21 protein-coding genes are annotated in these 20,830 nt (G+C 62.6%); 6 read left to right on the forward strand and 15 right to left on the reverse strand.

Annotated features, from left to right (window positions below; genetic code table 11):
• Positions 1-15: 15 nt before the first annotated feature.
• The 7 genes from bufB to ACLD1Y_RS16685 all read right to left on the reverse strand — a co-directional run bounded on the left by bufB (position 16) and on the right by ACLD1Y_RS16685 (position 4,438).
• On the reverse strand, positions 16-840 hold the full coding sequence (gene bufB / locus ACLD1Y_RS16655; protein WP_429478964.1) for an MNIO family bufferin maturase: 825 nt from the start codon (positions 838-840) through the stop codon (positions 16-18).
• Between the two features lie 156 nt (positions 841-996).
• Entirely contained in the window at positions 997-1,269 is a 273-nt protein-coding gene (gene bufA2 / locus ACLD1Y_RS16660) for a BufA2 family periplasmic bufferin-type metallophore (RefSeq protein ID WP_429478965.1), read from the reverse strand.
• A 25-nt stretch (positions 1,270-1,294) separates the two neighbouring features.
• Complete coding sequence (locus tag ACLD1Y_RS16665) at positions 1,295-2,056, reverse strand: alpha/beta fold hydrolase (protein ID WP_429478966.1); 762 nt, start codon at positions 2,054-2,056, stop codon at positions 1,295-1,297.
• A 12-nt stretch (positions 2,057-2,068) separates the two neighbouring features.
• A complete protein-coding gene (locus ACLD1Y_RS16670) occupies positions 2,069-2,482 on the reverse strand; it encodes a DoxX family protein (protein ID WP_429478967.1) in 414 nt (137 codons plus the stop codon).
• On the reverse strand, positions 2,479-2,751 hold the full coding sequence (locus ACLD1Y_RS16675) for a BufA1 family periplasmic bufferin-type metallophore (RefSeq protein ID WP_429478968.1): 273 nt from the start codon (positions 2,749-2,751) through the stop codon (positions 2,479-2,481). The genes ACLD1Y_RS16670 and ACLD1Y_RS16675 overlap by 4 nt, the downstream gene beginning before the upstream one ends.
• Before the next feature lie 220 nt (positions 2,752-2,971).
• A complete protein-coding gene (locus ACLD1Y_RS16680) occupies positions 2,972-3,442 on the reverse strand; it encodes a hypothetical protein (protein WP_429478969.1) in 471 nt (156 codons plus the stop codon).
• Between the two features lie 120 nt (positions 3,443-3,562).
• Entirely contained in the window at positions 3,563-4,438 is an 876-nt protein-coding gene (locus tag ACLD1Y_RS16685) for a Dyp-type peroxidase (protein ID WP_429478970.1), read from the reverse strand.
• Positions 4,439-4,576: 138 nt separating this feature from the next.
• Here ACLD1Y_RS16685 and ACLD1Y_RS16690 point away from each other — a divergent pair, with 138 nt between their 5' ends.
• Positions 4,577-6,193 carry an NADP-dependent glyceraldehyde-3-phosphate dehydrogenase gene (locus ACLD1Y_RS16690; RefSeq protein ID WP_429478971.1) on the forward strand — a complete coding sequence of 539 codons (1,617 nt, stop codon included), beginning with the start codon at positions 4,577-4,579 and terminating at the stop codon, positions 6,191-6,193.
• A gap of 187 nt (positions 6,194-6,380) precedes the next feature.
• Positions 6,381-7,442: an FUSC family protein gene (locus ACLD1Y_RS16695; protein WP_429478972.1), complete on the forward strand. Its 1,062-nt coding sequence runs from the start codon at positions 6,381-6,383 to the stop codon at positions 7,440-7,442.
• A gap of 181 nt (positions 7,443-7,623) precedes the next feature.
• Here the strand turns inward: ACLD1Y_RS16695 and ACLD1Y_RS16700 are convergent, their stop codons facing one another.
• A complete protein-coding gene (locus ACLD1Y_RS16700; RefSeq protein ID WP_429478973.1) occupies positions 7,624-8,382 on the reverse strand; it encodes a TetR/AcrR family transcriptional regulator in 759 nt (252 codons plus the stop codon).
• 358 nt (positions 8,383-8,740) lie between these two features.
• Here ACLD1Y_RS16700 and ACLD1Y_RS16705 point away from each other — a divergent pair, with 358 nt between their 5' ends.
• The 4 genes from ACLD1Y_RS16705 to ACLD1Y_RS16720 are packed head-to-tail and all read left to right on the forward strand — an operon-like array spanning position 8,741 to position 13,349.
• Positions 8,741-9,448, forward strand: coding sequence for an ABC transporter ATP-binding protein (locus ACLD1Y_RS16705; RefSeq protein ID WP_429478974.1), 708 nt, complete (start codon positions 8,741-8,743; stop codon positions 9,446-9,448).
• The gene (locus ACLD1Y_RS16710; protein ID WP_429478975.1) at positions 9,445-10,644 is read left to right on the forward strand and encodes an ABC transporter permease; all 1,200 of its coding nucleotides are present in this window, start codon (positions 9,445-9,447) and stop codon (positions 10,642-10,644) included. Before ACLD1Y_RS16705 ends, ACLD1Y_RS16710 begins: the two co-directional genes overlap by 4 nt.
• On the forward strand, positions 10,637-12,115 hold the full coding sequence (locus ACLD1Y_RS16715; protein ID WP_429478976.1) for a TolC family protein: 1,479 nt from the start codon (positions 10,637-10,639) through the stop codon (positions 12,113-12,115). Before ACLD1Y_RS16710 ends, ACLD1Y_RS16715 begins: the two co-directional genes overlap by 8 nt.
• On the forward strand, positions 12,105-13,349 hold the full coding sequence (locus tag ACLD1Y_RS16720; protein ID WP_429478977.1) for an efflux RND transporter periplasmic adaptor subunit: 1,245 nt from the start codon (positions 12,105-12,107) through the stop codon (positions 13,347-13,349). The genes ACLD1Y_RS16715 and ACLD1Y_RS16720 overlap by 11 nt, the downstream gene beginning before the upstream one ends.
• Positions 13,350-13,601: 252 nt before the next feature.
• Here ACLD1Y_RS16720 and ACLD1Y_RS16725 read toward each other — a convergent pair whose 3' ends face one another.
• The 7 genes from ACLD1Y_RS16725 to ACLD1Y_RS16755 are packed head-to-tail and all read right to left on the reverse strand — an operon-like array spanning position 13,602 to position 20,743.
• Complete coding sequence (locus ACLD1Y_RS16725) at positions 13,602-14,996, reverse strand: FAD/NAD(P)-binding protein (RefSeq protein ID WP_429478978.1); 1,395 nt, start codon at positions 14,994-14,996, stop codon at positions 13,602-13,604.
• A gap of 12 nt (positions 14,997-15,008) precedes the next feature.
• Entirely contained in the window at positions 15,009-15,776 is a 768-nt protein-coding gene (locus tag ACLD1Y_RS16730) for an ABC transporter ATP-binding protein (RefSeq protein WP_429478979.1), read from the reverse strand.
• Positions 15,777-15,779: 3 nt separating this feature from the next.
• On the reverse strand, positions 15,780-17,120 hold the full coding sequence (locus tag ACLD1Y_RS16735) for an ABC transporter substrate-binding protein (RefSeq protein WP_429478980.1): 1,341 nt from the start codon (positions 17,118-17,120) through the stop codon (positions 15,780-15,782).
• Positions 17,121-17,138: 18 nt separating this feature from the next.
• Positions 17,139-18,188: a branched-chain amino acid ABC transporter permease gene (locus ACLD1Y_RS16740; RefSeq protein WP_429478981.1), complete on the reverse strand. Its 1,050-nt coding sequence runs from the start codon at positions 18,186-18,188 to the stop codon at positions 17,139-17,141.
• Between the two features lie 4 nt (positions 18,189-18,192).
• On the reverse strand, positions 18,193-19,074 hold the full coding sequence (locus ACLD1Y_RS16745; RefSeq protein ID WP_429478982.1) for a branched-chain amino acid ABC transporter permease: 882 nt from the start codon (positions 19,072-19,074) through the stop codon (positions 18,193-18,195).
• The gene (locus tag ACLD1Y_RS16750; protein WP_135288865.1) at positions 19,074-19,844 is read right to left on the reverse strand and encodes an ABC transporter ATP-binding protein; all 771 of its coding nucleotides are present in this window, start codon (positions 19,842-19,844) and stop codon (positions 19,074-19,076) included. The genes ACLD1Y_RS16745 and ACLD1Y_RS16750 overlap by 1 nt, the downstream gene beginning before the upstream one ends.
• Positions 19,841-20,743 carry an AMP-binding protein gene (locus tag ACLD1Y_RS16755; protein WP_429478983.1) on the reverse strand — a complete coding sequence of 301 codons (903 nt, stop codon included), beginning with the start codon at positions 20,741-20,743 and terminating at the stop codon, positions 19,841-19,843. The genes ACLD1Y_RS16750 and ACLD1Y_RS16755 overlap by 4 nt, the downstream gene beginning before the upstream one ends.
• Between the last annotated feature and the right edge of the window lie 87 nt (positions 20,744-20,830).

The following is a 20,830-nucleotide window of genomic DNA, read 5'->3' on the forward strand; positions in this document are numbered from 1 at the left end:
GCTGCGCTCCTAAGTTCATCGCTGCGCTCCCAAAGCCCGAGCCATCGACAACTCTTGCAGCAACTCGGCCAACGGCGGAATTTCATCGTCACGCTCGATCATGGTCGCCACTGGCCCTAGCTTGGCCATGGCCTGCGCGTACAAATCCCAGACCCCGGCACACACCGGGCCGTCGTGGCTGTCGATCAACAACTCGCGGCCCTGGCTATGCCCGGCCAGGTGCACCTGGCGCACCCGTTCGGCAGGGATGCCAGCGAGAAACGCCTGGGCATCAAAGCCATGGTTGCTGGCGCTGACAAATACATTGTTGACGTCCAGCAACAGCTCGCAGCCGGTGCGCTGGGCCATGGCGGCGATAAATTCCCACTCGCTCATGGACGCGCCCTCGAAGGCCAGGTAGCTGGAGGGGTTTTCAAACAGCATCGTGCGGCCCAGCACGTCCTGGGCCTGGTGGATATTGGCGCACACACGGTCCAGTGCTTCATCGGTGTAGGGCACGGGCAGCAGGTCATGGGAATTGAAATGGCCAGTGCGCGACCAGCTCAAGTGGTCAGACACAAACAGCGGTTCAATTTCATCGACCAAGGATTTAAGGCGATACAGATACGCCGCATCCAAACCTTCGGCGGTGCCAATGGACATGGACACGCCATGCAGCGCCACCGGGTAACGCTCACGGACCTGACGCAGAATATGCCGGGGCTGGCCGCCGGCAACCATGAAGTTCTCGGAGATCACTTCGACAAAATCCACGGGCACCGGGGTCTCCAGAAAGTCGCTGTAATGCTCCTTGCGCAGCCCCAGGCCGTAGCCTGAAAAGTGGGGGTTGGGTGGCGACATGCAGGGTTCTCCGTAAAACTTGTAGGCGCGATCTTGTTTGTGGCGAGGGAGCTTGCTCCCGCTGGGGTGCGAAGCGCCCCCCAAAAACGGGGACCGCTACGCAGTCCAACGGGAGCAAGCTCCCTCGCCACGAAAGCCAGCGCCTGAAAGGGGCCGTTACTTCGGTTCAGTCAAGGTGCCGCCCGCCTTGAGGCATTCGGACGGGGTCTTGACGATCACCCCTTCGGCCTTGCAGCTGTTGAGGCCCTTGCAGTCGTTCTTGGCGGTGGCGCACAGGCTGGTGCCTTTGCAGGTGTTGACGCCGTAGCAGCGGCCGGGTTTTTCCGGTTGGTCGGCGGCGCTGGCACCAGTGGCAAACGAGGCCGAAGCCATGGCGATCATGGCGGCCGCAGCGGCCAGGCTCAGACGGGATTTGAGTGCAGTGTTCATGGGTATGTCTCCAGGGTGTTGGGGGTTATTTGATAACGGAAGCCGCGTCTTCGATGACCTTCGCCACAGCCTCAGGCTGGGAGATGTACACCGCGTGGCTGGCCTTGATTTCGGTGACCTTGGAACCGGCGCGCTTGTACATCCAGCGCTGCAGGTCGGGGCTCAGGGCACGGTCTTCGGTGGACACCACGGCGTAGGTCGGCTTCTTGTGCCAGGCGGCTGCCCAGACGGTGCCGCCAAACAGCGCGGTGGTGGACGGCACTTGGGAGGCGGCCATGAAGTCGGTGCGGTTGGTGGTCAGGTCAGCGGCAAAATCGGCGTTGAATTTGGTGCGATCGAAGAACAAATGACCGTCGCGGGTTGGCCGTACGTCATCGCTGGGAGACGGCATGGAGCCGATCAACTGGCCCATGGTCTCGCCCACTTCCGGTTGCAGGGCCGAGACGTAGACCAGCGACTTGACCTTATCGCGGTCACCAGCAATCGAGATCACGCCGCCAGCGGAGCTGTGGCCCACCAGCACCACCGGGCCGACTTGTTGCTCCAGCACTTCACGGGCCTCGGCCACATCGGCAGCCAGGCTTTCATGGCCCTGATGCACCACGGTGACCTTGTAGCCCTTGTGAATCAGGATGTCGTGCACCACTCGCCAGCCGGAACCGTCCACAAACGAGCCGGGCACAATCACCACGCTTTTAACGGCGCCGGGTTGCGGCACGTCGGCGGCCTGGGCCAGCATTGGAACGGTCATGGCCACGGCAAGGGCCAGGGAAGAAAGCATGCGCATAAGAAGTCTCCATCACAGTGATAAACGTTTGCCTGACACCAGGCGATCCAGCGACCAGTCCCCACCGCCCTTGGCCAGTAATGGCAGCAACAGGCCGGCCCAAGTCAGGTGCACGGGCCAAGCGTTGGGGTACACAAACACCTCGATCACCAGCGTCATGCCCAGCAACGCGGCGGCGGCCGGGCGGGTCAGCAGGCCCAACACCAGCAGCAGCGGGAACAGGTGCTCGGCGTAGGTGGCCAGGTGCGCGGCCCAGTCCGGCGGGATCAGCGGCAAGGCGTACTCCGAACGGAACAGCGTGTAGGTGGAGGGCTTGAGCTCCAGTACGCCGGTGACCTTGGTGCGGCCCGACAAAAAGAACACCGCCGCCACCGCCACGCGGGCCACCAGCAACAGCAGCGCTTCGGGCAGCAGGCGCTGGATCACGGCTGCTCCGTCAGGCTGCCGTAGCCTTTGGGGGTCTTGATCTGGGTGCAGGTGCCTTTGTCCACCAACACCCAGGCGTTGCCTTGGTAGTCTGTGGTTGAAGTGGCGGCGCACGAGGTACCCGCACCGGCGGCACAATCGTTGGCACCGGCCAGGGACACGCCGAAGCATTTTTCCTGGGGCTTGGCTTCATCGGCATGGGCCATCGCCGCGAAGGCGCTGAGGGACAGGGCGAGGGTTGCCGCGAGGGCTGCGTAAGGGCGCTTCATGGGGTGAGTCTCCTGGCTTGTCTGAAAGTGGCCAGGGCGCCTTGACGGTGAGTGACCGCGTGCGCCAGCTGGTAGACAGATTTAAAGCCAGGCGTGTATCGGGTCTGTGTCGCGAACGCGGTAGAACGTCATGCTGATGTATCAGGAGGGGGTGGGGACAAACTGCGATACAAAGCCAACAATGGCTTGCACGCTGGATGTGCAAGCCAGTGCCTTTTGGTCAATATGACACTCGGGTCATCGTGAGGCTCACGCTCGCGTAACGAAGGCGCTCGAGCCTGTCGTTGTCCTGCGCATCATCGGATTTACAACCGCAAGGCTTGGGGGGACTTGAACACAACTTCTTGGCGGCCATCGCCGGATTCCAGGGCCCTATCACGCCGTCCCTGACCCCGTTGTCATCCACCGAGTCCAAGGCATCCAACACGTTGTCACGCTTGAGCACTTCCTTGGCCAGCAAGGTGTCTTTGTCCTTATTTGCATCGCCCGTCAGCGGGCGCGCAGCGACTTCGCGGATCTTATCCAACGTTGCATTGGCGGTCGTCGGATGTTTGAACGCCTGGAATTGGTCGCCAAACGCGGTTGCCAACTGCGAGTCCGACATTTGCGAATAGTGGTTCTTGCCTGGCACATGTTGCGCACTGGCGGTGGTGGTGGTCGTTTGCTGCAAAACACTGCTGGTTATCGTCATGGGAGTCACTTCCTGAGCAATAGGAAAAACTCTGTGGCGAGCTGCCATTGATCGGTTCCGGCCTTCGGCCACCTTGACGCCCGCTATGCACCCTTTACATAGCTGGGCAGGTGCAACCGTTTAGCGGTGCAGCGTCAAGGGAATAGCACTCAGGTCCAGATGCCCCTCCTTGATCGGTGGACACCAGTAATACCCACCGGTCAACGGCGTGCTGATGCGATACAGGCCGTCGACAATCCCGTCTTCCAACCCGCTCATGCGCCGCAGTTGAGCTTCAAACGCATCGAAGGAATGGCCGAACGCGAGGAACATCAACCCTGCCTGGCCGTTCTCGGCCCAGGGCATCGAGCGGCGCACCACGAAGGCTTCGGGGGTGAAGCTTTCCTGGGCGGTACGTTTGGTGTGGGCCGATTCGGGGGCGTCGTCGAGTTCTTCGTTGTCGCCGTGGCGGCGGCCGATGATGTGGTCGCGCTCCTGGGCGGGCAATGCAGCAAAGCCGTCGAGGTCGTGCTGCCATTGCTGGATCGCGGCGAAGCTGGCGCCGCTGTCCGTCAGGGCGGCTTCGACGGCGGCGTCGTCGTGGGGGTTTTCGGTGCCGTCTTCGTAGTCGGTGAGATCAAAGCCGGTCTTGTAGCGGAAGCCTTCGGTCATCTGCACCAGGGCAAAGGCCGGGGCCAGGGCTTTTTCAAACGCGCGGCTGCGCAACAGCAATTCACCGCGATCCACGCCGTGCAACCACACCCACAGTGCCTGTTGGGTGGACGGGTTATGGGCGCCTGGCCCGCTGACGGCAGGAAAACTGCGCAGGCCGTCGATCTGTACACCGAGTGCGGTTACCAGCGGCTCGCCAAAACCGACCACTGCCGCCGAATCGGTCAACTGCACCAGCGCGTCCAGCGCAGCGGGTACGGCGGCCAGGGAATCCACGGCAAAAAACAGATGGCGTGCCTGCAATGGCACCGGTGCGGCAAGAATGCCCGGCTGGTACTGACTCATGTGAACTCCTTCAAGAAAGCCGCGCAGTTTAACCGGCGATCACGGTGCTGCGTAGGAGAAAGCGCACAAGCCTTGCCATAGAGCCTGTTGTTGGGTGACTCTCTAGTCATGTTTTGCAACTATTCCAGGGGTAGCGACATGACCACCAGCAACCTGCTTGCCAAGCTGTTTCCCACCTCGGCCGCCGATATTCCCGAGCAATTTCGCCTGGCGGCGCCCATTGAACAGCGTGATTACCTGGTCGACGGCCAGTTGCAGGTGTGGAACGGCCCATTGGCCCAAGTACAAAGCCCGGTACAGCTGGGGGAAAAACGCGTGCATATCGGCAGCACGCCACTGCTGGATGCCGACACCGCCCTCACCGCCCTGGATGCCGCCGTGCGCGCCTATGACCGTGGCCAGGGTGAATGGCCGACAATGCGCGTGGTGGACCGCATCAGGCACGTCGAAGCATTTTTACGGCGCATGCGTGAACAGCGCGACGCGGTGGTCAAGCTGCTGATGTGGGAGATCGGCAAGAACCTCAAGGACTCGCAAAAAGAGTTCGACCGCACCTGTGACTACATCACCGACACCATCAATGCCCTCAAGGAATTGGACCGCCGTTCCAGCCGCTTCGAGCTGGAGCAGGACACCCTTGGGCAAATCCGCCGCGTGCCGCTGGGCGTGGCACTGTGCATGGGCCCTTACAACTACCCGCTCAACGAGACCTTCACCACGCTGATCCCGGCGCTGATCATGGGCAACACCGTGGTGTTCAAGCCGGCCAAGCTCGGCGTGCTGTTGATCCGCCCGTTGCTGGAAGCCTTCCGCGACAGCTTCCCGACCGGGGTGATCAACGTGATCTACGGCAGCGGCCGCGAGACCGTGAGTGCGCTGATGGCCAGCGGCAAGATCGATATCTTTGCGTTTATCGGCACCAACAAGGCCGCCAGCGACTTGAAAAAGTTGCACCCCAAGCCACACCGTTTGCGTGCGGCGTTGGGCCTGGACGCGAAAAACCCCGGCATCGTGCTACCCGAGGTGGACCTGGACAATGCCGTGAGCGAGGCGGTCACCGGCTCCCTGTCGTTCAATGGCCAGCGCTGCACCGCGTTGAAAATCCTATTTGTGCACGAGGATGTGGTTGAACGCTTTATCGAGAAATTCAACCAGAAGCTGGCCAGCCTCAAACCGGGTATGCCTTGGGAAGATGGCGTAGCGCTGACCCCACTGCCGGAAGTGGGCAAGGTGGATTACCTCAACGGCCTGGTGGCCGACGCCGCCCAACACGGCGCCAAGGTGGTGAATGAGAATGGCGGCACCAGCCGTGGCTCGTTCTTCTACCCGGCGGTGCTGTACCCGGTGAACCCACAGATGCGCGTGTACCACGAGGAGCAATTCGGCCCGGTGGTGCCGATCGTGCCTTACCGCGACCTGGAGACCGTGATCGAATACGTGCTGGACTCGGATTTCGGCCAGCAGCTGAGCATTTTCGGCACCAACCCGCAAGCAGTCGGGCGCCTGGTGGACACCTTTGCCAACCAGGTCGGCCGTATCAATATCAACGCCCAGTGCCAACGCGGGCCGGACACCTTCCCGTTCAACGGCCGCAAGAACTCGGCCGAGGGCACGTTGTCGGTGCATGACGCGTTGCGGGTGTTCTCGATCCGCACGCTGGTGGCGACCAAGTTCCAGGAAAGCAACAAGGCGTTGGTCAGCGATATCTTGCGCAAACGTGACTCCAGCTTCCTGACAACCGACTACATCTTCTGAGTACATCGCCGAACGAAATGGGGGCTGTGGCTTTTGTGGCGAGGGAGCTTGCTCCCGCTGGGCTGCGTAGCGGCCCCAACGCTTTTGGGAGCGCTTCGCACTCCAGCGGGAGCAAGCTCCCTCGCCACAAAACCCATCCCACATTTAGATTGTGTAAATTTCCAGACCCGAGGCCATTTCAGTACCGATGAACCTGCCCCTCTTCGCCCGGCGCCTGCTGCGCCCGCTGCTCGACCCGTACCGCCGTTATCGCCATGCCAAGTTGATCCACGCCGTGCGCGTGTCCATCGGCCTGCTGGCGACGATCCTGTTGACCACCGGCATCAACCTACCCCACGGCGAGTGGGCGTCGGTGACCATGCTGATCGTGATCGGCGGCTTGCAGCACCACGGCAATATCGGCAAAAAAGCCGTGGAGCGCGCCTACGGCACCCTGATCGGCGCCAGTGTCGGCCTGGCGCTGGTGGTGCAGCAGGCCTGGCTGGGCCAGCCGCTGCTCACCTACCTGTTGATGTCGGTGGTGTGCGGGTTCTTTTCCTATCACGCCATCGGCAAGGGCGGCTACATCGCGCTGCTGTCGGCGATCACCGTGTTCATCGTGGCTGGCCACGGCGACAACCCGGTGTCGGACGGGCTGTGGCGCACCGTGGATATCCTGATCGGCATCGTGCTGGCCCTGGCCTTCTCGTTCGCCCTGCCGTTGTATGCCGTGTATTCGTGGCGCTACAACCTGGCCAGTGCATTGCGCGACTGTGCCGAGATCTACAGCCGCATCATCAGTGGCCGTTCAGTGACCGATGATGAACACCTCAAACTGCTCAACCGTTTGAACGCCGCGATGCTGCAACTGCGCTCATTGATGCCGTCGGTGTCCAAGGAAGTGCGCATCTCCATGACCGAGTTGGACGCGATCCAGCGGCACCTGCGCATGTGCATCAGCACCCTGGAGATCCTCGGCAATACGCGGCCTGATCCCCGCGATGAACAGGCGATGGCGCGCATGCAGGTGATGCTCAAGGCCGAGCACCGACAGATCCGGGTGCAACTGGTGGGAATGGCGCGGGCGTTGAAGTCGGGGGTGACGGAGCGGCTGGAGCGAGTCAGTGCCAGCAATGGCATTGAGCCTGCGCTGGATGCGCCGGTTTACAGTGCCCTGGATGGCTACCGGTTGTTGACGTTGCAACTGGCGCAAAACGTGGATGGCATGCGCCAGCGACTGGCCAAGAGTGCCGGGCACTGGAAAATCTGAGTGCGATAAACGCAATAGGAAATTTCCGACTTTTTTACAAATCCCAGCTTTTTCACACTTTCCCGTACAAGGTTTTCACGATTTATTCACATCCCGGAACGTAGTGTGAAGCCTCATCCGTTACAAATGTTGCATATCAAGCCCGCCGCCCCAGCGGGCTTTTTTTTGCCTGGGATTTAAATCAGCGCGCGGCCTTGGCAGCTGGCGCAGCGGCCTGTTCACGAATGGCACGCTGAGTATCGAGCACCCTGGCCAACGCATTTTCGGCTTCAGGGCTCTGCTGCGGCACGCGAATCGCCGCCGACACCAGGGTGATCAACTTGGCCATCACCTCGGCGTCCGTGGCCGGGCGGCCCAGGCTCATGGAATTCATCAGCAGGCGTAGCTCAGTGCCGGCCATCACCCCAGAAATCGCCTTGAGCGCAAATTGCAGGCGCACCCCCAGTTCGTTACGCGGCAGGTCAGGCAAGGCCAGGGCAAAGGCTTCAAAAAAGCGCTGGAACACCGGTTGGTAATGCACCTTGAGGTATTCCTGGATAAACGGCGACGTGTCGCTGTACACCCGGCCCAGGAAGCGGATGAACGAACGCCCTTCCCCACTGGCACTGGCCGGGTCGCTGCGTTCCAGGCCCATGGCCGGGGCGAACAGCACGCCCAGCAGCGTGTCGCAGTCCAGCGGGCCGTCGGATTCGGCCTCGCAGCGCGCCAGCAGTTCCAGGCGCTGCTCGTTGAGCGGCTCCAGGCGCTGCATTAGCAGGGTCTTCATCAGGGAGTCCTTGTCCCCGAAGTGGTAGTTCACGGCCGCCAGGTTTACCTGGGCACGCTCAGTAATCTGGCGTAACAAAACCGCGTCGTATCCGTACTTAATGAACAGGGCCTCAGTCGCATCCAGCAATCGAGTTTTGGTAACGTTTGGAGCGCTGAGTTTCTTCGCGACCATAAGGGTTCCACGGCGGAAATATTGTTTTAAAAAATAATTTGATTTTTTATACCGGGGCCGCCTTATGAAAGCAAGTAGTGACACACCGCCATATCATCCAAAGCCTTGACTGGCGGGCCTGCTGAGCTGAGTCAAAAGGGTTTTGGTAGGCCCGGAATGGCCCCGGAGATAATCGTTTCAAAGGGTAAAACCGCTCTACATCCATGGCTGGCGAAGCGCAAGGAAGGCGGTTACTATTCAAACAATATTTTAAAAACAAGAAATAAAACCAGTCCGTGACGCGTTCCAGGCAGCTCCCGAACTTGTTACAAAGCTTTACCGGGGGCATGACGGCACCGTCGAGACTGAAGGCGTAGTCATGATGACAGATACCCCCGCGCACCCAGGCTTGATCTCCCTGCAAGGCATCGGCAAACGCTATCAGTTGGCCGGGCAGCAGCTATCCATTCTCAATGACGTCTGCCTGTCCATCGCCCGGGGGGACAGCTGCGGCATCCTCGGCGCATCTGGCTCCGGTAAAAGCACCCTGCTCAATATCCTTGGCCTGCTGGACTTGCCCAACTGCGGCCAGTACCACTTCGCCGGCCACGATATTTTCAACGCCACCCCCGATGAACTCGCGGCAATCCGCAACCAGCAGATCGGCTTTGTGTTCCAGAGTTTCAACCTGTTGCCACGCCTCAGCGCCCTGGACAACGTCGCCCTGCCCCTGAGTTATCGCGGCGTGTCGCGCCATGAGTCGGTGGAACAGGCCCTGCGCAGGCTCGACCAAGTGGGCCTGGCCGACCGCGCCCACCACCGCCCGGCCGACCTCTCCGGCGGCCAGCGCCAACGTGTAGCCATCGCCCGTGCGCTGGTGGGCAACCCCTCGGTGATCCTCGCCGACGAACCCACCGGCAACCTCGACAGCACCACAGCCCAGGACATCATGGACCTGCTCCTGGCCCTGAACCGCGAACAGCAAGTCACGCTGATCATCGTCACCCACGATGCGCACATCGCCGAACGCCTGGAGCGCAAGATCCTGGTGCGCAACGGCGCGGTACAAGAGGCCCCGCGCCCATGAGCCTGCGGGTCGAGCAAAGCCTGAGCCAATTGCTGCATGAAGCATTCGTCAGCCTGCGCACGCTCGGCAAGCGCTCTGTGCTGGCCCTGCTAGGTATCATCATTGGCAGTTCCTCGGTGGTGGCGCTGATCAATATCGGCCACAACGCCGCCGTGGATGCGGCGATGATTTTCAAAGACATGGGCACCGACACCCTGGTAGCGCAGTTCCCGCCCAAGGGCGCCAGTAGCCTGCCCATGCGCACCCATCTGGACCTTGAAACCGTGCGCCAGGCAGTGCCCGGCATCGCCCATATCGGCGCCCTCAGCCTGTTCAGCGGGCCCGTGGTGTTCCAAGGGCGCACCACCAACGCCAACTTTGTCGGTAGCACACCGGACATCCAGCAGGCCATGCGCCTGACCCTGCGCGAAGGGCGCTTCCTGTCCGACTTCGACGCCAACGAAACCTACGCCGTGATCGGCGACCAGGTCGCCCAAGCCCTCGGTACCCCCGGCGCCCCGCTGAAACTGGGCGACCGGGTGCGCATCAACGATTACCTGTTTTTGATCATCGGCATCCTGCACAACCAATCCCGCGCATTGCTGATGCCGATCCAAGGCGGCGAGTCGCTGTTTATCCCCGCCGAGGGCATGCGCCGCATCTACGCCAGCCCACAGATCAGCAACGTCGTCATCCGCGCCGCACCCGGCCAGGACATGGAACGCATGGCCCAGGACGCAACCGCCGCGCTGCAACGCCAACTCACCGACCACACGGTCGACATCCAGGTGCCCCAACAAATGATCGACGGCATGACCCGGCAAAGCCGCACCTTCGCCTACTTGCTGCTGGCCTTGGGGGCGATCTCCCTGGTGGGCGGCGGCGTGGGGGTGATGAATGTGATGTTGATGAACGTGTCCGAGCGCCGCCGCGAGATCGGCATCCGCATGGCTTTGGGCGCACGCCAGCGGGACATCCGCAACCTGTTCCTGCTCGAAGCCGTCACCCTCACCGCTGTCGGCGCGCTGTGCGGCGCGGTGCTGGGCATGACCGCCGCGTGGCTCTATGCGTGGCTGTCAGGCTGGGCATTCTCGCTGGCCGTGGCGGCTCTGCCGCTGGGGGTTGGCAGTACATTACTGGTGGGGTTGTTCTTTGGCATCTACCCGGCGGTTTCGGCCTCACGGCTACAGCCGGTGGAGGCCCTGCGCGATGAATAAATGGCTTGTACTGCTGACCCTCGTGAGCCTGCCCACCATGGCCAGCACTATTGTGATCAACCCGTCGGCCCCCAGCAGCACCCGCAGCGGCTACGACCGTGGCGTGTCGCTCAATGCCCAGGTCACCACCATGACCCTGGGGGATGCCGTGTACCTGGGCTTGCGCAACAACCCGGCGATCCGCAGCGCGTACCTGCAACGGGTGGCGCAAAAGTTCGACCTGCGCGTGGCCGAAGACACCTTCAACCCCAAACTGACCCTCAACAGCTACTACCGGGGCACCCGGGGTTCCAGCGACAACGCACGCAACGCCAACCTGGCGCCGAATGCCACCCTGCTCGGCGAATACGGCACCCAACTGAGCATGAAGTGGACCCAGCAACTGAACAACGCCGACCGCGCCGGCCGCTACCGCAGCGACGGCCTGGACCTGGCGATCATCCAGCCACTGATGCGCGGCGCCGGCTGGGACGCCACCACCGCGCCGCTGCGCCTGTCACGCCTGTCGGAGCAGGCCAATCGGCTGAACCTCAAGGCCACCGTGGCGCAGACCATCAGCCAGATCATCGGCACCTACCGCGAACTGCTGCGCGCCCAGGAGCAACTGACCATCGTGCAAGACGCCCTCAAGCGCTCCACCACGCTGCTGGACGTGAACAAGGCGCTGATCAACGCCGGGCGCATGGCCGAGTTCGAGATCGTGCAAACCGAGGCCGACATCGCCACCCAGCAACTGGGCGTGGAAGAAGCCCAGAACCAACTCGACACCAGCCGCCTGGCCCTGCTGCGCCTGTTGGCCCTGGACCTGTCCACGCCGATCCGCGCCACCGAAGCCCTGCAGGCCCAGCCCATGCAGATCGATAAACGCCAGGCCTTCAACCTGGCGCAAAACCAGCAACCGGAATACCTCGCTGCCTTGCTCGGCAGCCAGCAGGCCGACCTCAACCTGGTGATCGCCAAGGACTCCGGGCGCTGGCAGGTGGACCTCGTCGCTGGCGCGAATCAGGTGCGCGATGCCTACAACACCGACGCCGGCAACAGCAACAACCGCACCTGGGACAGCTACGCCGGTGTGCAGGTGCAAATCCCCATCGGCGACATCAGCACCCGCCAGGCCGAAGTGCGCGCGCGGGTGAATGTGGAAGACCAGGAGATCCGCATTGCCGACGCCCGCCAGGAACTGGAACGCAGCGTCAACGATGTGGTGCGTGACCTCGGCACGCGCTGGCGCCAATATGAAATCTCCCAGCGCGCCGTGGAACTGTCGCGGCGCAAGATCGAGATCGAGCGGGAAAAACTCAGCGCCGGGCGCTCCACCAACTTCCAGGTGCTGAGTTTCGAGGCCGACCTGCGCAACGCCGAAAACGCGCAACTCAATGCGCTGATTGCTTACCTGAACGCCCAGACCCAGCTCGACTTGACCCTGGGCATGACGCTGGAAAGTTGGGAAATCGCCCTCAATGACTACTAATAAAAAACGCCTGCTCGGCGCTGCCGTCATCCTGGTCCTCGTGGCTGCCGGGCTGCTCGGCCTGCGCAGTCCGGCCACCGAACCCGCCAACACGGCCGATCAATGGTTGGCCGTCAAACCGGACCCGTTGGTGCACCAGATCGGCCTGGTGGGCAAGATCGAGCCCGACACCACCATCACCCTCACCGCCCCCTTCGACGGCAATGTACAGGCCAACCTGGTGGAGCAAGGCCAGCGGGTCGAAGCCGGCCAGGTGTTGTTGCGCATGGACCCGTCCACCCTCGAAGTGCAACTGCGCGACGCGCTCTCCGCCCAGCTCAAGGCACGGCGCACCGTGCAAGAGATGCAGGACTGGGACAGCAGCCCCGCTGTGGCGCGTGCCCGACGCAGCCTGCGCACCACCGAGATGACCGCCGGCAACACCCAGCGCAAACTCACCGAGAGCGAAAACCTGTTCACGCGCGGCATCATCCCGCGCAACGAGCTGGACGACCTCAAGCAGCAAACCCAGCAACAAACACTTGACCTCGCTTCCGCCCGCAGTGAACTGCAACAGGCCCTCGATCAGGGCAAAGGCGAATACCGCCAGATCGCCGACATGGAACTGACCAATGCCACAGTGAAATACGACGCGCTGCTTAAGTTGCTTGAGGGCAAGGAGGTCAAGGCGCCGTTCTCTGGCATCGTGGTGCCTGCCCCTGGCAACAACTCACCCCAAACTGGCGGCAATACCAACGCCCCGGTCCAGGCGGGCAGCAAGGTCAGCCAGGGCCAGGTGCTGTTCGGCCTGGCCAATATCGAACAGCTGAAAATCACCGCCAAGGTGTCGGAGCTGGACATCAACCAACTGCGCCAGGGCCAGGCGGTGGAGGTATTGGGAGACGGCTTCGACGGCGAACGGCTGAACGGTTCGGTGAGCGTGGTCAGCGGGTTGGCGATTGCCAGCGACAGCCAGGGCAGCGCGCAGTTTCCGGTGACGCTGTCGATCCCCAAGCTCACGCCCCAACAGTTGCAACGAGTGCGGTTGGGCATGAGTGCGCGGTTGACCATTGTGACTTACAACAATGACCAGGCGATCGTGGTGCCGGTGCAGGCGATTTCGGGGGGTGAGGTGGAGTATCGGGAGTCGATGGACAAGCCGGTGGAGCGGGTCAAAGTCACCACCGGCCAATCAACCCCGCAGGGGGTTGAGGTGTTTGGCCTCAAGTCCGGCCTGGTGAAGGTCCCGAAATAAATGAGAACCCAATGTGGGAGGGGGCTTGCCCTAATGCCAGTCAGTTAAGGGCAAACACCGTCAGTGTGGCGAGGGAGCTTGCTCCCGCTGGGCCGCGTAGCGGCCCCAAAGATGGGACTGCTGCGCAGTCCAGCGGGAGCAAGCTCCCTCGCCACAGGTTAGCTTTTACTCTTTCTAACCCTTAACTGACTGGCATTGGGGCTTGCCCCCTCCCACATTGATCTGCATTGCACAGTTGATGGCATTGCAGACTCAGAGAGTAGTCAGCCTTAAGGCCAACGCCTTGGCCTGAAGCGCCACATCCGTCACCGCCGTGCTCTCCCACCACAGCCCCCGCAACGGCGGGCCCATGGCAAACAACCGCTGGCTCACTTGCCCCGCTGCGTCCACCACCGCGCCGCTCGCATCCGCCGCAATCCCCAACGCCAACGGCCCAGGCTGGATCAGCCCACGCTTGAGCAGCTGTTGCGGCAATGGCCGGGCCACGCGGCGCCAGTCGTATTCAATGCCGCTGGAGTTGATCAGCGCCGCACCCGACATCAGGCTCAACGCTTGCTCGCCCCGGTGGCGCAGGCGGATCGTCACCCCATCAACTGACGGTTCCAAGCCCTTAAAGGACGCGGCCCGAATGCGTAGCCGCCCCTCGCCATGCAAGCGCGCCACCAACTGCGCACTCAACGGTGGCGAGCGGTGGTGATGGCTTTCCCACCAGGGCCGAACGTGGCGTACGAACTGGCGCTTTTCGCGCTCGCTGGCCTGGCTCCACAAACGGCCGATATGGGCGCGCACCGTGTCCAACGGCGACTGCCAATCAATGTTCTGCGCCTGGGCGATGCGACACTGGCGGCGCACTTCCCGTAGCAATTGCCGAGGGCTGCGCAGGTTGTGGTCTTCGCCCAGAAAATCGACCCAGCTCGGCGGTTGCCGACGCACGTGGGGCAGCAGGCCATGGCGTGAAAAGATCTCAATGGGCCCGCGATGGCCGGCCTGTTCCAGGGACACCACGGCGTCCACCATGGTCAGCCCGGAGCCGATGATCAGCACCGTGGCCTGTGGGTCGATCTGAGTCATGGCTTTAACGTCCCAGGGGTCTACCGCCGCTGCATTCAAACCGCTGGATTCAGTCTGGGGCGTACGTGCCGCCGGGAACATGCCGGTGGCCAATACCGCGAATGCACCGCGCAATTGCTGGCCGTTGTCGAGGGTCACCAGCGTCGAGAGTTCGTCCACTTGCAGGTCGACCACTTCGCCGCGCACATGCTCCACGGTGGACGCCGACAGCGCCTTGGCCTCGGCCAACCGCTGCTGGGCATACAAGCCGAAAATCCCCCGTGGCGGGAACAGTTCGCTGATAGGCACGTGTTGTTGATCCGATTCCGGCCAGCCACCGGCAACGATGTAGTCGGTGAGCCATTGGGTCAGGTCATCGGCGTTGTCCGGGTCGACACTCATGCGTGCGGCGTTGCCGTTCAGGGTGTGGCCCAGTTCGACCGCGCTGTAGGCCTCGCCACGGCCCAGTTCGGCACGCGGCTCGATGACCAGGATGCGACGCTCGCCCGGCTGGCGCAGCAGTTGCACCGCCAGCATCGTGCCGCTTAGCCCGCCGCCGATGATCAGTACATCAGCGTTGCGGATGGAGTCAGTCATGCAGGTTCGCCTTTACTGTTTACCCAGATAAATGTCATGCAAATCGCCCCGCGACAATAACTCGGCGGCGCTGCCACTCACGGCCACCCGGCCAGTATCCAGCACGTAGCCGTGGGACGCATAGTTCAGCGCGACGTTGATGTTCTGTTCGGCGATCAAAAAACTCACCTGCTGCTCGCGATTGAGCTGGGCGATGATCTCGAAAATTTCCTGCACGATCATAGGCGCCAAACCCATGGACGGTTCATCAAGCAGTACCAAAGTAGGACGGGTCATCAAGGCCCGGCCGATGGCGACCATCTGCTGCTCGCCACCGGAAGTGAGGCCGGCGCGGGTGTGGCGCTTGGTCTTGAGCCGTGGGAACCAGGCGTAGATGCGTTCCAGGTCGTGCTCCATGTCCTTGCGGCTCAAACGCCGCACAAAGCCGCCGCTGCGCAGGTTGTCTTCCACGGTGAGCTGGCCGAATACATGGCGGCCTTCCAACACGTGGACCATGCCCTGGCGCACGCGCTGGCTGGGGTCGATGCCGGCCAAGTCGTGGCCGGCATACTCGATCACCCCACGGCTGACCTCGGCGCGCTCGGCCCGCACCAGCCCGGAGATCGCCTTGAGGGTGGTGCTCTTGCCCGCGCCATTGGCGCCGAGCAAAGCGACAATGGCGCCCTTGGGCACGCTCAGCGACACGCCGGCCACCGCCAGGATCGCGCCGTCGTAGATCACTTCGATGTCGTTGACCGTCAGCAACGACGGGCTAGGGGACTGCGCGGCAGGCTGGCTCATGGCTTATTCATCCCCGGTGCAAGTGCGCGGCGTCAGGCCTTTTTCCTTGGCGAACGCGGCGGATTTTTCATCGATCAACGGGCGCAGCAATGCACGGTCCGCCGGGATCCACTCACTGACCAACGTCCAGTTAGCGCCGTCCCATTGCTGCACCCGGGCCGAGCCGCCGCCTTCGTGGTCGCGGCATGACAGTTTCAGGTTCTGCATCAGGCCCAGGTAACCCATGGCCTTTAAGCGCGCATCGTCGATGTTCAGGTGTTCCAGGCCCCAGCGCCCTTCTTCGCCATTGAGCGGGCGCTTGCCGAACTTGGCCTGGCCGGTGCGGATCGCTTCCACCGCCACCGCAGCGTTCACCAGGCCGGAGTTGTAGTAGACGCTGCCAAAATTCTTCAGGTCCTTGAGGTCGCTGTGGCCCTTGTCGAGGATGTACTGCTTGAGGCGCTTGTGGATCTCAAAGTCGGCACCCGCCGGGTACGGCGTGAGGGCCAGGTAGCCCTTGGCGGAAGCACCGGCTGGCAGCACGTCTTCGCTGGAACTGGCCCAGATGTCGCCGATGATATGGTCCACCGGAAAGCCGAAGCGCGCGGCGGTCTTCACCGCGACCGGGGTGGACACGCCCCAGGTGCGCAGGAACACCCAGTCCGGGTTGGCCTGGCGCACCTGGCGCCATTGCGCGGATTGCTCGTTGCCAGGGTCGGCCACCGGGATCTGGATGTTCTCAAAGCCATACTTCTCGGCCAGCAACTTCAGCGGGCCGAGGGTTTCGCGACCGTAGGCCGAGTCGTGGTACACCGTGGCGATCTTCTTGCCCTTGAGTTTGTCGAACCCGCCCTCGCGCTGGGCGATGTAGTTCACCAACGTCGAGGCCTCGCTGTAGAAGGTCAGCATCACCGGGAAGTTGTAGGGGAACACGGTGCCGTCGGTGGCTTCGGTGCGCCCGTAGCCGAGGGTGATCAGCGGGATCTTGTCCACCTCGGCCCGCTCACTCAGGGCATAGGCCGCCGGTGCGCCGTTGGGCTGGTACACCGCCACCGGCGCGCCATCCAGGCCATTCTTGAAGCGCTCGTAGCACTCAATGCCCTTCTCCGCCGTCCACTCGGTTTCGCATTCCTGCCATACCAGTTTCACGCCATTGATGCCGCCTTCGACCTCGTTGATATAACGCAGGTAGTCAATCATCCCCGCCCACACTTGTACGCCGCTGGAGGCGTAAGCGCCCACGCGGTAGGTGGCCAGGGGGAAGAATTGCTGGTCGGCCGACGCCACGGCCTGTGGCACTGCGCCGGCCAGTGCAGCCAGCGCGAAGGCGGTGCCGACCAGGGAACGTTTCAAGGATGCACGCATGGAGAGTTCTCTTAGAAGTTAGAAGCGCAGCGGCCACTGCCGCAGACGGTCACGCAGGTGGTGCAACAGGCGAATCAAACCCTCGGGTTCCTTGATCAGGAACACGATGATCAACGCGCCAAAGATGATTTTCTGCAGGTTCTGCAACTGCCCCGCATCCACCGAGCCACCGAACAACACCTGCCCGGCATGGCTGAGAAAGATCGGCAGCAAACTGATGAAGGCCGCGCCCACGAAGTTGCCGGCAATGCTGCCCATGCCGCCGATAATGATGATGAACAGGATCTGGAATGAGCGATTGATATCAAAGCTGCTGGCGCTGGCCGTGCCCAGGTAGGCAAAGGCCCACAGCGCACCGGCAATCCCCAGGTAGAACGAACTGACCGCAAACGCCAGGCGCTTGTAGCGCACCACCGGAATGCCGACCACGGCGGCGGCGGTGTCCATGTCACGGATCGCCATCCAGTTGCGGCCGACCTGGCTGCGCACCAGGTTGATGGCGGTCCAAGTCAGGATCACCACCGTGACCAGCGTCAGCAGGTAACGGCCCAGCGGGGTATTGAGGTCATGCCCGAACAGCGCAAGCCTGGGCGCGGAAATGGTCCCGGACGAGCCGTAGTTGTAGAACCAGGGGAATTTGACGAACAGCCACTCCAAAAAAAACTGCGCGGCCAGCGTGGTGACCATCAGGTAGAACCCTTTGATCCGCGAACTGGGCAGCCCAAACAGCAAGCCGACCAACGCGCTGATAATCCCGCCGCCGAGCAATGCCACTGGCAAGCCCAACTCCGGCAAGCGCAGCAAAAACCCGTAGGTGGCGAACGCGCCGACCGCCATGAAGCCCGCCGCCCCCACCGATGTTTGCCCGGTGTAACCGGTCAACAGGTTCAAGCCCAGCCCGGCCAACGACAACACCAGGAATGGGATCAGGATTGCATTGAGCCAATAGTCATTGCCCCACAGCGGCACCACGATAAACGCCAGCGCCAACAGGCCGAGCAGGCCCCACGGGATGCGCCGCTGGATCAGCACTAACGGCGCGGTTTCTTGCACAACGGGAATCGACATGGTTTCAGACTCGCTCGATGGCGCGTTCGCCGAACAGGCCGGCGGGACGTATATACAGGAAGGCCAGGGCCAATACATAGGCGAACCACGGTGTGATGCCGCCGCCAATCAGCGGGCCGATATACACCTCGGCCAGGTTCTCTGCGGCGCCGACGATCAGCCCGCCGACAATCGCCCCGCCAATCGAGGTAAAACCGCCGATGATCAACACCGGCAAGGCCTTGAGCACCACCAGCGACAGCGAAAACTGCACGCCCTGGCGCGCGCCCCACAGCAAGCCCGCCACCAAGCCGACAATGCCCGCGACGGCCCAGACGATCTGCCAGATGCGGTTGAGGTTGATGCCAATGGACAGCGCCGCCGTGGTGTCATCCGCCACGGCACGCAGCGACACGCCGATGCGGGTCTTGTTGAACAGGAGCGCCAACACCGTGACCAGCACTACCGCAGCGGCGGCGGCGATCAGGTCGAACTGGCTGAGCATCAACGGGCCGACGAACAGCGGCACGTCGTCGATGCCCAGGTCCAGAGCGCGTACTTGCGAGCCCATCAACCCTTGGGCCAAGCCTTCGATGATGAACGACAGGCCCAGGGTGGCCATGAACAAGGTGATCTGCGAGCGGTTCACCAGCGGGCGCAGTACCAGGCGCTCGATCAGCAACGCGCCGACGATCATCACGATCACCGTCAGCAACAACGCCAGGGCAAACGGCACGCCCTGATCATGCAGGCTGACGAAGGTCAGCGCGGCAAACAGCAGCATCGCGCCCTGGGCAAAATTGAACACGCCGCTGGCCTTGTAGATCAGCACGAAGCCGATGGCGACCAGGGAATACATGGTGCCGGCGAGCAGGCCGCCGAGCAGGGTTTCGAAGAAAAACGTCATCAGTGCACCACCCCAAGGTAAGCCGCGATCACGTCCGGGTTGGCCTGCACTTGGGCCGGTGTGCCGTCACCCACCTTACGCCCGTAGTCCAGCACCACCACGTGGTCGGACAGGCCCATCACCACGCCGATGTCGTGTTCGATCAACACCACCGTGGTGCCGAGGTCACGGTTCACATCGGCGACGAAGCGTGCCATTTCCTGTTTCTCCTCGGCGTTCATGCCGGCCATGGGTTCGTCCAGCAGCAACAGGCTGGGCCCGGCGATCAATGCGCGGCCCAGCTCTACGCGCTTTTGCAGGCCGTAGGACAGGTTGCCCACCAGCACATCGCGGTGGGCCTGCAACTCCAGGAATTCGAGAATGGCCTGGCCGCGCAGGCGGAAGGCTTCGGCCTCACGCCGCGCACGGGGCAGCCCCAAGGCCTGTTCGATAAAACTGCTGCGCATGTGCCGCGACAGGCCGGTGAGAATGTTGTCCAGCACGCTCATCTTCTTGAACAGCGCATTGTTCTGGAACGTGCGGCCAATGCCCCGGCGCGCCGCGCCCAAGGGATCGATACGCTGCAAGTGCTGGTCTTCAAAAACGATCTCACCGGCGTCGAAGCGGTACACGCCGTTGAGCACATTGAGCAACGAACTTTTACCGGCACCGTTGGGGCCGATCAGCGCGCAGATTTCACCGCGTTGCACCTCAAAGGACAGGGCATTGATCGCCTTGACCCCCTTGAACGACAGCGAGATATCCCGCACCTGGAGAATGGCTTGGCTCATGCGATGTCCCGTTTGAATTCGGCCAACCACGACGGTTCGGGGGTGGATTTGAGGGGTTGCCAGATATACGCCAGGCGTTGGAAGCCCAGCAGTTTGCGCACACGGTTTTTCAGCAGGCGGCGCAGGCCGCTTTGCGGGTGGGCGATGGCCCAGTCGCACAGGCGACGGCGCCAGGTGCCGTGGGGCGCCAGGCGGCTTTCGATCTCGTCCGCCAAGTGTTCCAGGCGCGCCGTGGACAACAACAGGCCCGTGGGCGCGACTTCACGGCGATCGCGCTGCGCTGAGGCCACGCCTTCCGGGAACGCCAGGCCATGGCCGCTGTTCAACCACTGCCCCATCACCACCGCCAGGCCGCCTTGCCAATGGGTGCCCTCCTCGCTCCACAACACGGTTTCACCACTGGGTTGCCACCAGCGGGCGAGGTGTTGCGCGGGGTCCACCGGGCCCAGCAGTTGGACGAAATCCAGCAGATTGGCGCCTTGCCAATGCCGCGCTTGCTGACGGCCTTGGGTGTAGGAATGGGTGGGGCGAATGCGCCACAGGTGTTGCTGCAACGCCTCGGGGTCGAGGTTGTCGGCCAGGGTCAGCACCTGCCCGCCGATGGACTGGGCCGCCAGGGTCAGCAGCAACAGGTTCGGTTCAAACGCACCGCTTAAGGCCAGCCGCGATTGCTCGCCGAAACCCTGCTGGCGCAAACCATCGGCCAGGCGCTCCACATCACGCAGGATGTCGATCCAGCGCCACGCATACCACTGGCCCTGGCGTTTGTGGCGCAAGGCGGTGTGCAGTGGCGTGATCTGCGCCCAGTGGTGCAGTTGTTCCAGGGCCTTGGGCAGGTCGTCGAGCCGTTCGGCGGGCCATTCCAGGGCCAGTGGGCGTTTTAGTTCATGCACGCTCATAGGGGGAAGCTCCTATTGGGTGGTTAAGCGTGCGGTGGTCCGCTGGCTGACGGGAGAATGAGTATGTGTTGCACGAGTTGTGCCGAC

This window comes from Pseudomonas sp. 18175, from assembly GCF_050432925.1.
In the GTDB taxonomy this organism is placed as follows: Bacteria; Pseudomonadota; Gammaproteobacteria; order Pseudomonadales; family Pseudomonadaceae; genus Aquipseudomonas.

Coding starts and splice junctions, on each gene's coding strand:
- bufB (WP_429478964.1), bottom strand. CDS start 840: ATGTCGCCACCCAACCCCCACTTTTCAGGCTACGGCCTGGGGCTGCGC.
- ACLD1Y_RS16705 (WP_429478974.1), top strand. CDS start 8,741: ATGATGACAGATACCCCCGCGCACCCAGGCTTGATCTCCCTGCAAGGC.
- bufA2 (WP_429478965.1), bottom strand. CDS start 1,269: ATGAACACTGCACTCAAATCCCGTCTGAGCCTGGCCGCTGCGGCCGCC.
- ACLD1Y_RS16725 (WP_429478978.1), bottom strand. CDS start 14,996: ATGACTGACTCCATCCGCAACGCTGATGTACTGATCATCGGCGGCGGG.
- ACLD1Y_RS16730 (WP_429478979.1), bottom strand. CDS start 15,776: ATGAGCCAGCCTGCCGCGCAGTCCCCTAGCCCGTCGTTGCTGACGGTC.
- ACLD1Y_RS16735 (WP_429478980.1), bottom strand. CDS start 17,120: ATGCGTGCATCCTTGAAACGTTCCCTGGTCGGCACCGCCTTCGCGCTG.
- ACLD1Y_RS16695 (WP_429478972.1), top strand. CDS start 6,381: ATGAACCTGCCCCTCTTCGCCCGGCGCCTGCTGCGCCCGCTGCTCGAC.
- ACLD1Y_RS16715 (WP_429478976.1), top strand. CDS start 10,637: ATGAATAAATGGCTTGTACTGCTGACCCTCGTGAGCCTGCCCACCATG.
- ACLD1Y_RS16755 (WP_429478983.1), bottom strand. CDS start 20,743: ATGAGCGTGCATGAACTAAAACGCCCACTGGCCCTGGAATGGCCCGCC.
- ACLD1Y_RS16680 (WP_429478969.1), bottom strand. CDS start 3,442: ATGACGATAACCAGCAGTGTTTTGCAGCAAACGACCACCACCACCGCC.
- ACLD1Y_RS16700 (WP_429478973.1), bottom strand. CDS start 8,382: ATGGTCGCGAAGAAACTCAGCGCTCCAAACGTTACCAAAACTCGATTG.
- ACLD1Y_RS16720 (WP_429478977.1), top strand. CDS start 12,105: ATGACTACTAATAAAAAACGCCTGCTCGGCGCTGCCGTCATCCTGGTC.
- ACLD1Y_RS16665 (WP_429478966.1), bottom strand. CDS start 2,056: ATGCGCATGCTTTCTTCCCTGGCCCTTGCCGTGGCCATGACCGTTCCA.
- ACLD1Y_RS16710 (WP_429478975.1), top strand. CDS start 9,445: ATGAGCCTGCGGGTCGAGCAAAGCCTGAGCCAATTGCTGCATGAAGCA.
- ACLD1Y_RS16745 (WP_429478982.1), bottom strand. CDS start 19,074: ATGACGTTTTTCTTCGAAACCCTGCTCGGCGGCCTGCTCGCCGGCACC.
- ACLD1Y_RS16740 (WP_429478981.1), bottom strand. CDS start 18,188: ATGTCGATTCCCGTTGTGCAAGAAACCGCGCCGTTAGTGCTGATCCAG.
- ACLD1Y_RS16690 (WP_429478971.1), top strand. CDS start 4,577: ATGACCACCAGCAACCTGCTTGCCAAGCTGTTTCCCACCTCGGCCGCC.
- ACLD1Y_RS16750 (WP_135288865.1), bottom strand. CDS start 19,844: ATGAGCCAAGCCATTCTCCAGGTGCGGGATATCTCGCTGTCGTTCAAG.
- ACLD1Y_RS16685 (WP_429478970.1), bottom strand. CDS start 4,438: ATGAGTCAGTACCAGCCGGGCATTCTTGCCGCACCGGTGCCATTGCAG.
- ACLD1Y_RS16675 (WP_429478968.1), bottom strand. CDS start 2,751: ATGAAGCGCCCTTACGCAGCCCTCGCGGCAACCCTCGCCCTGTCCCTC.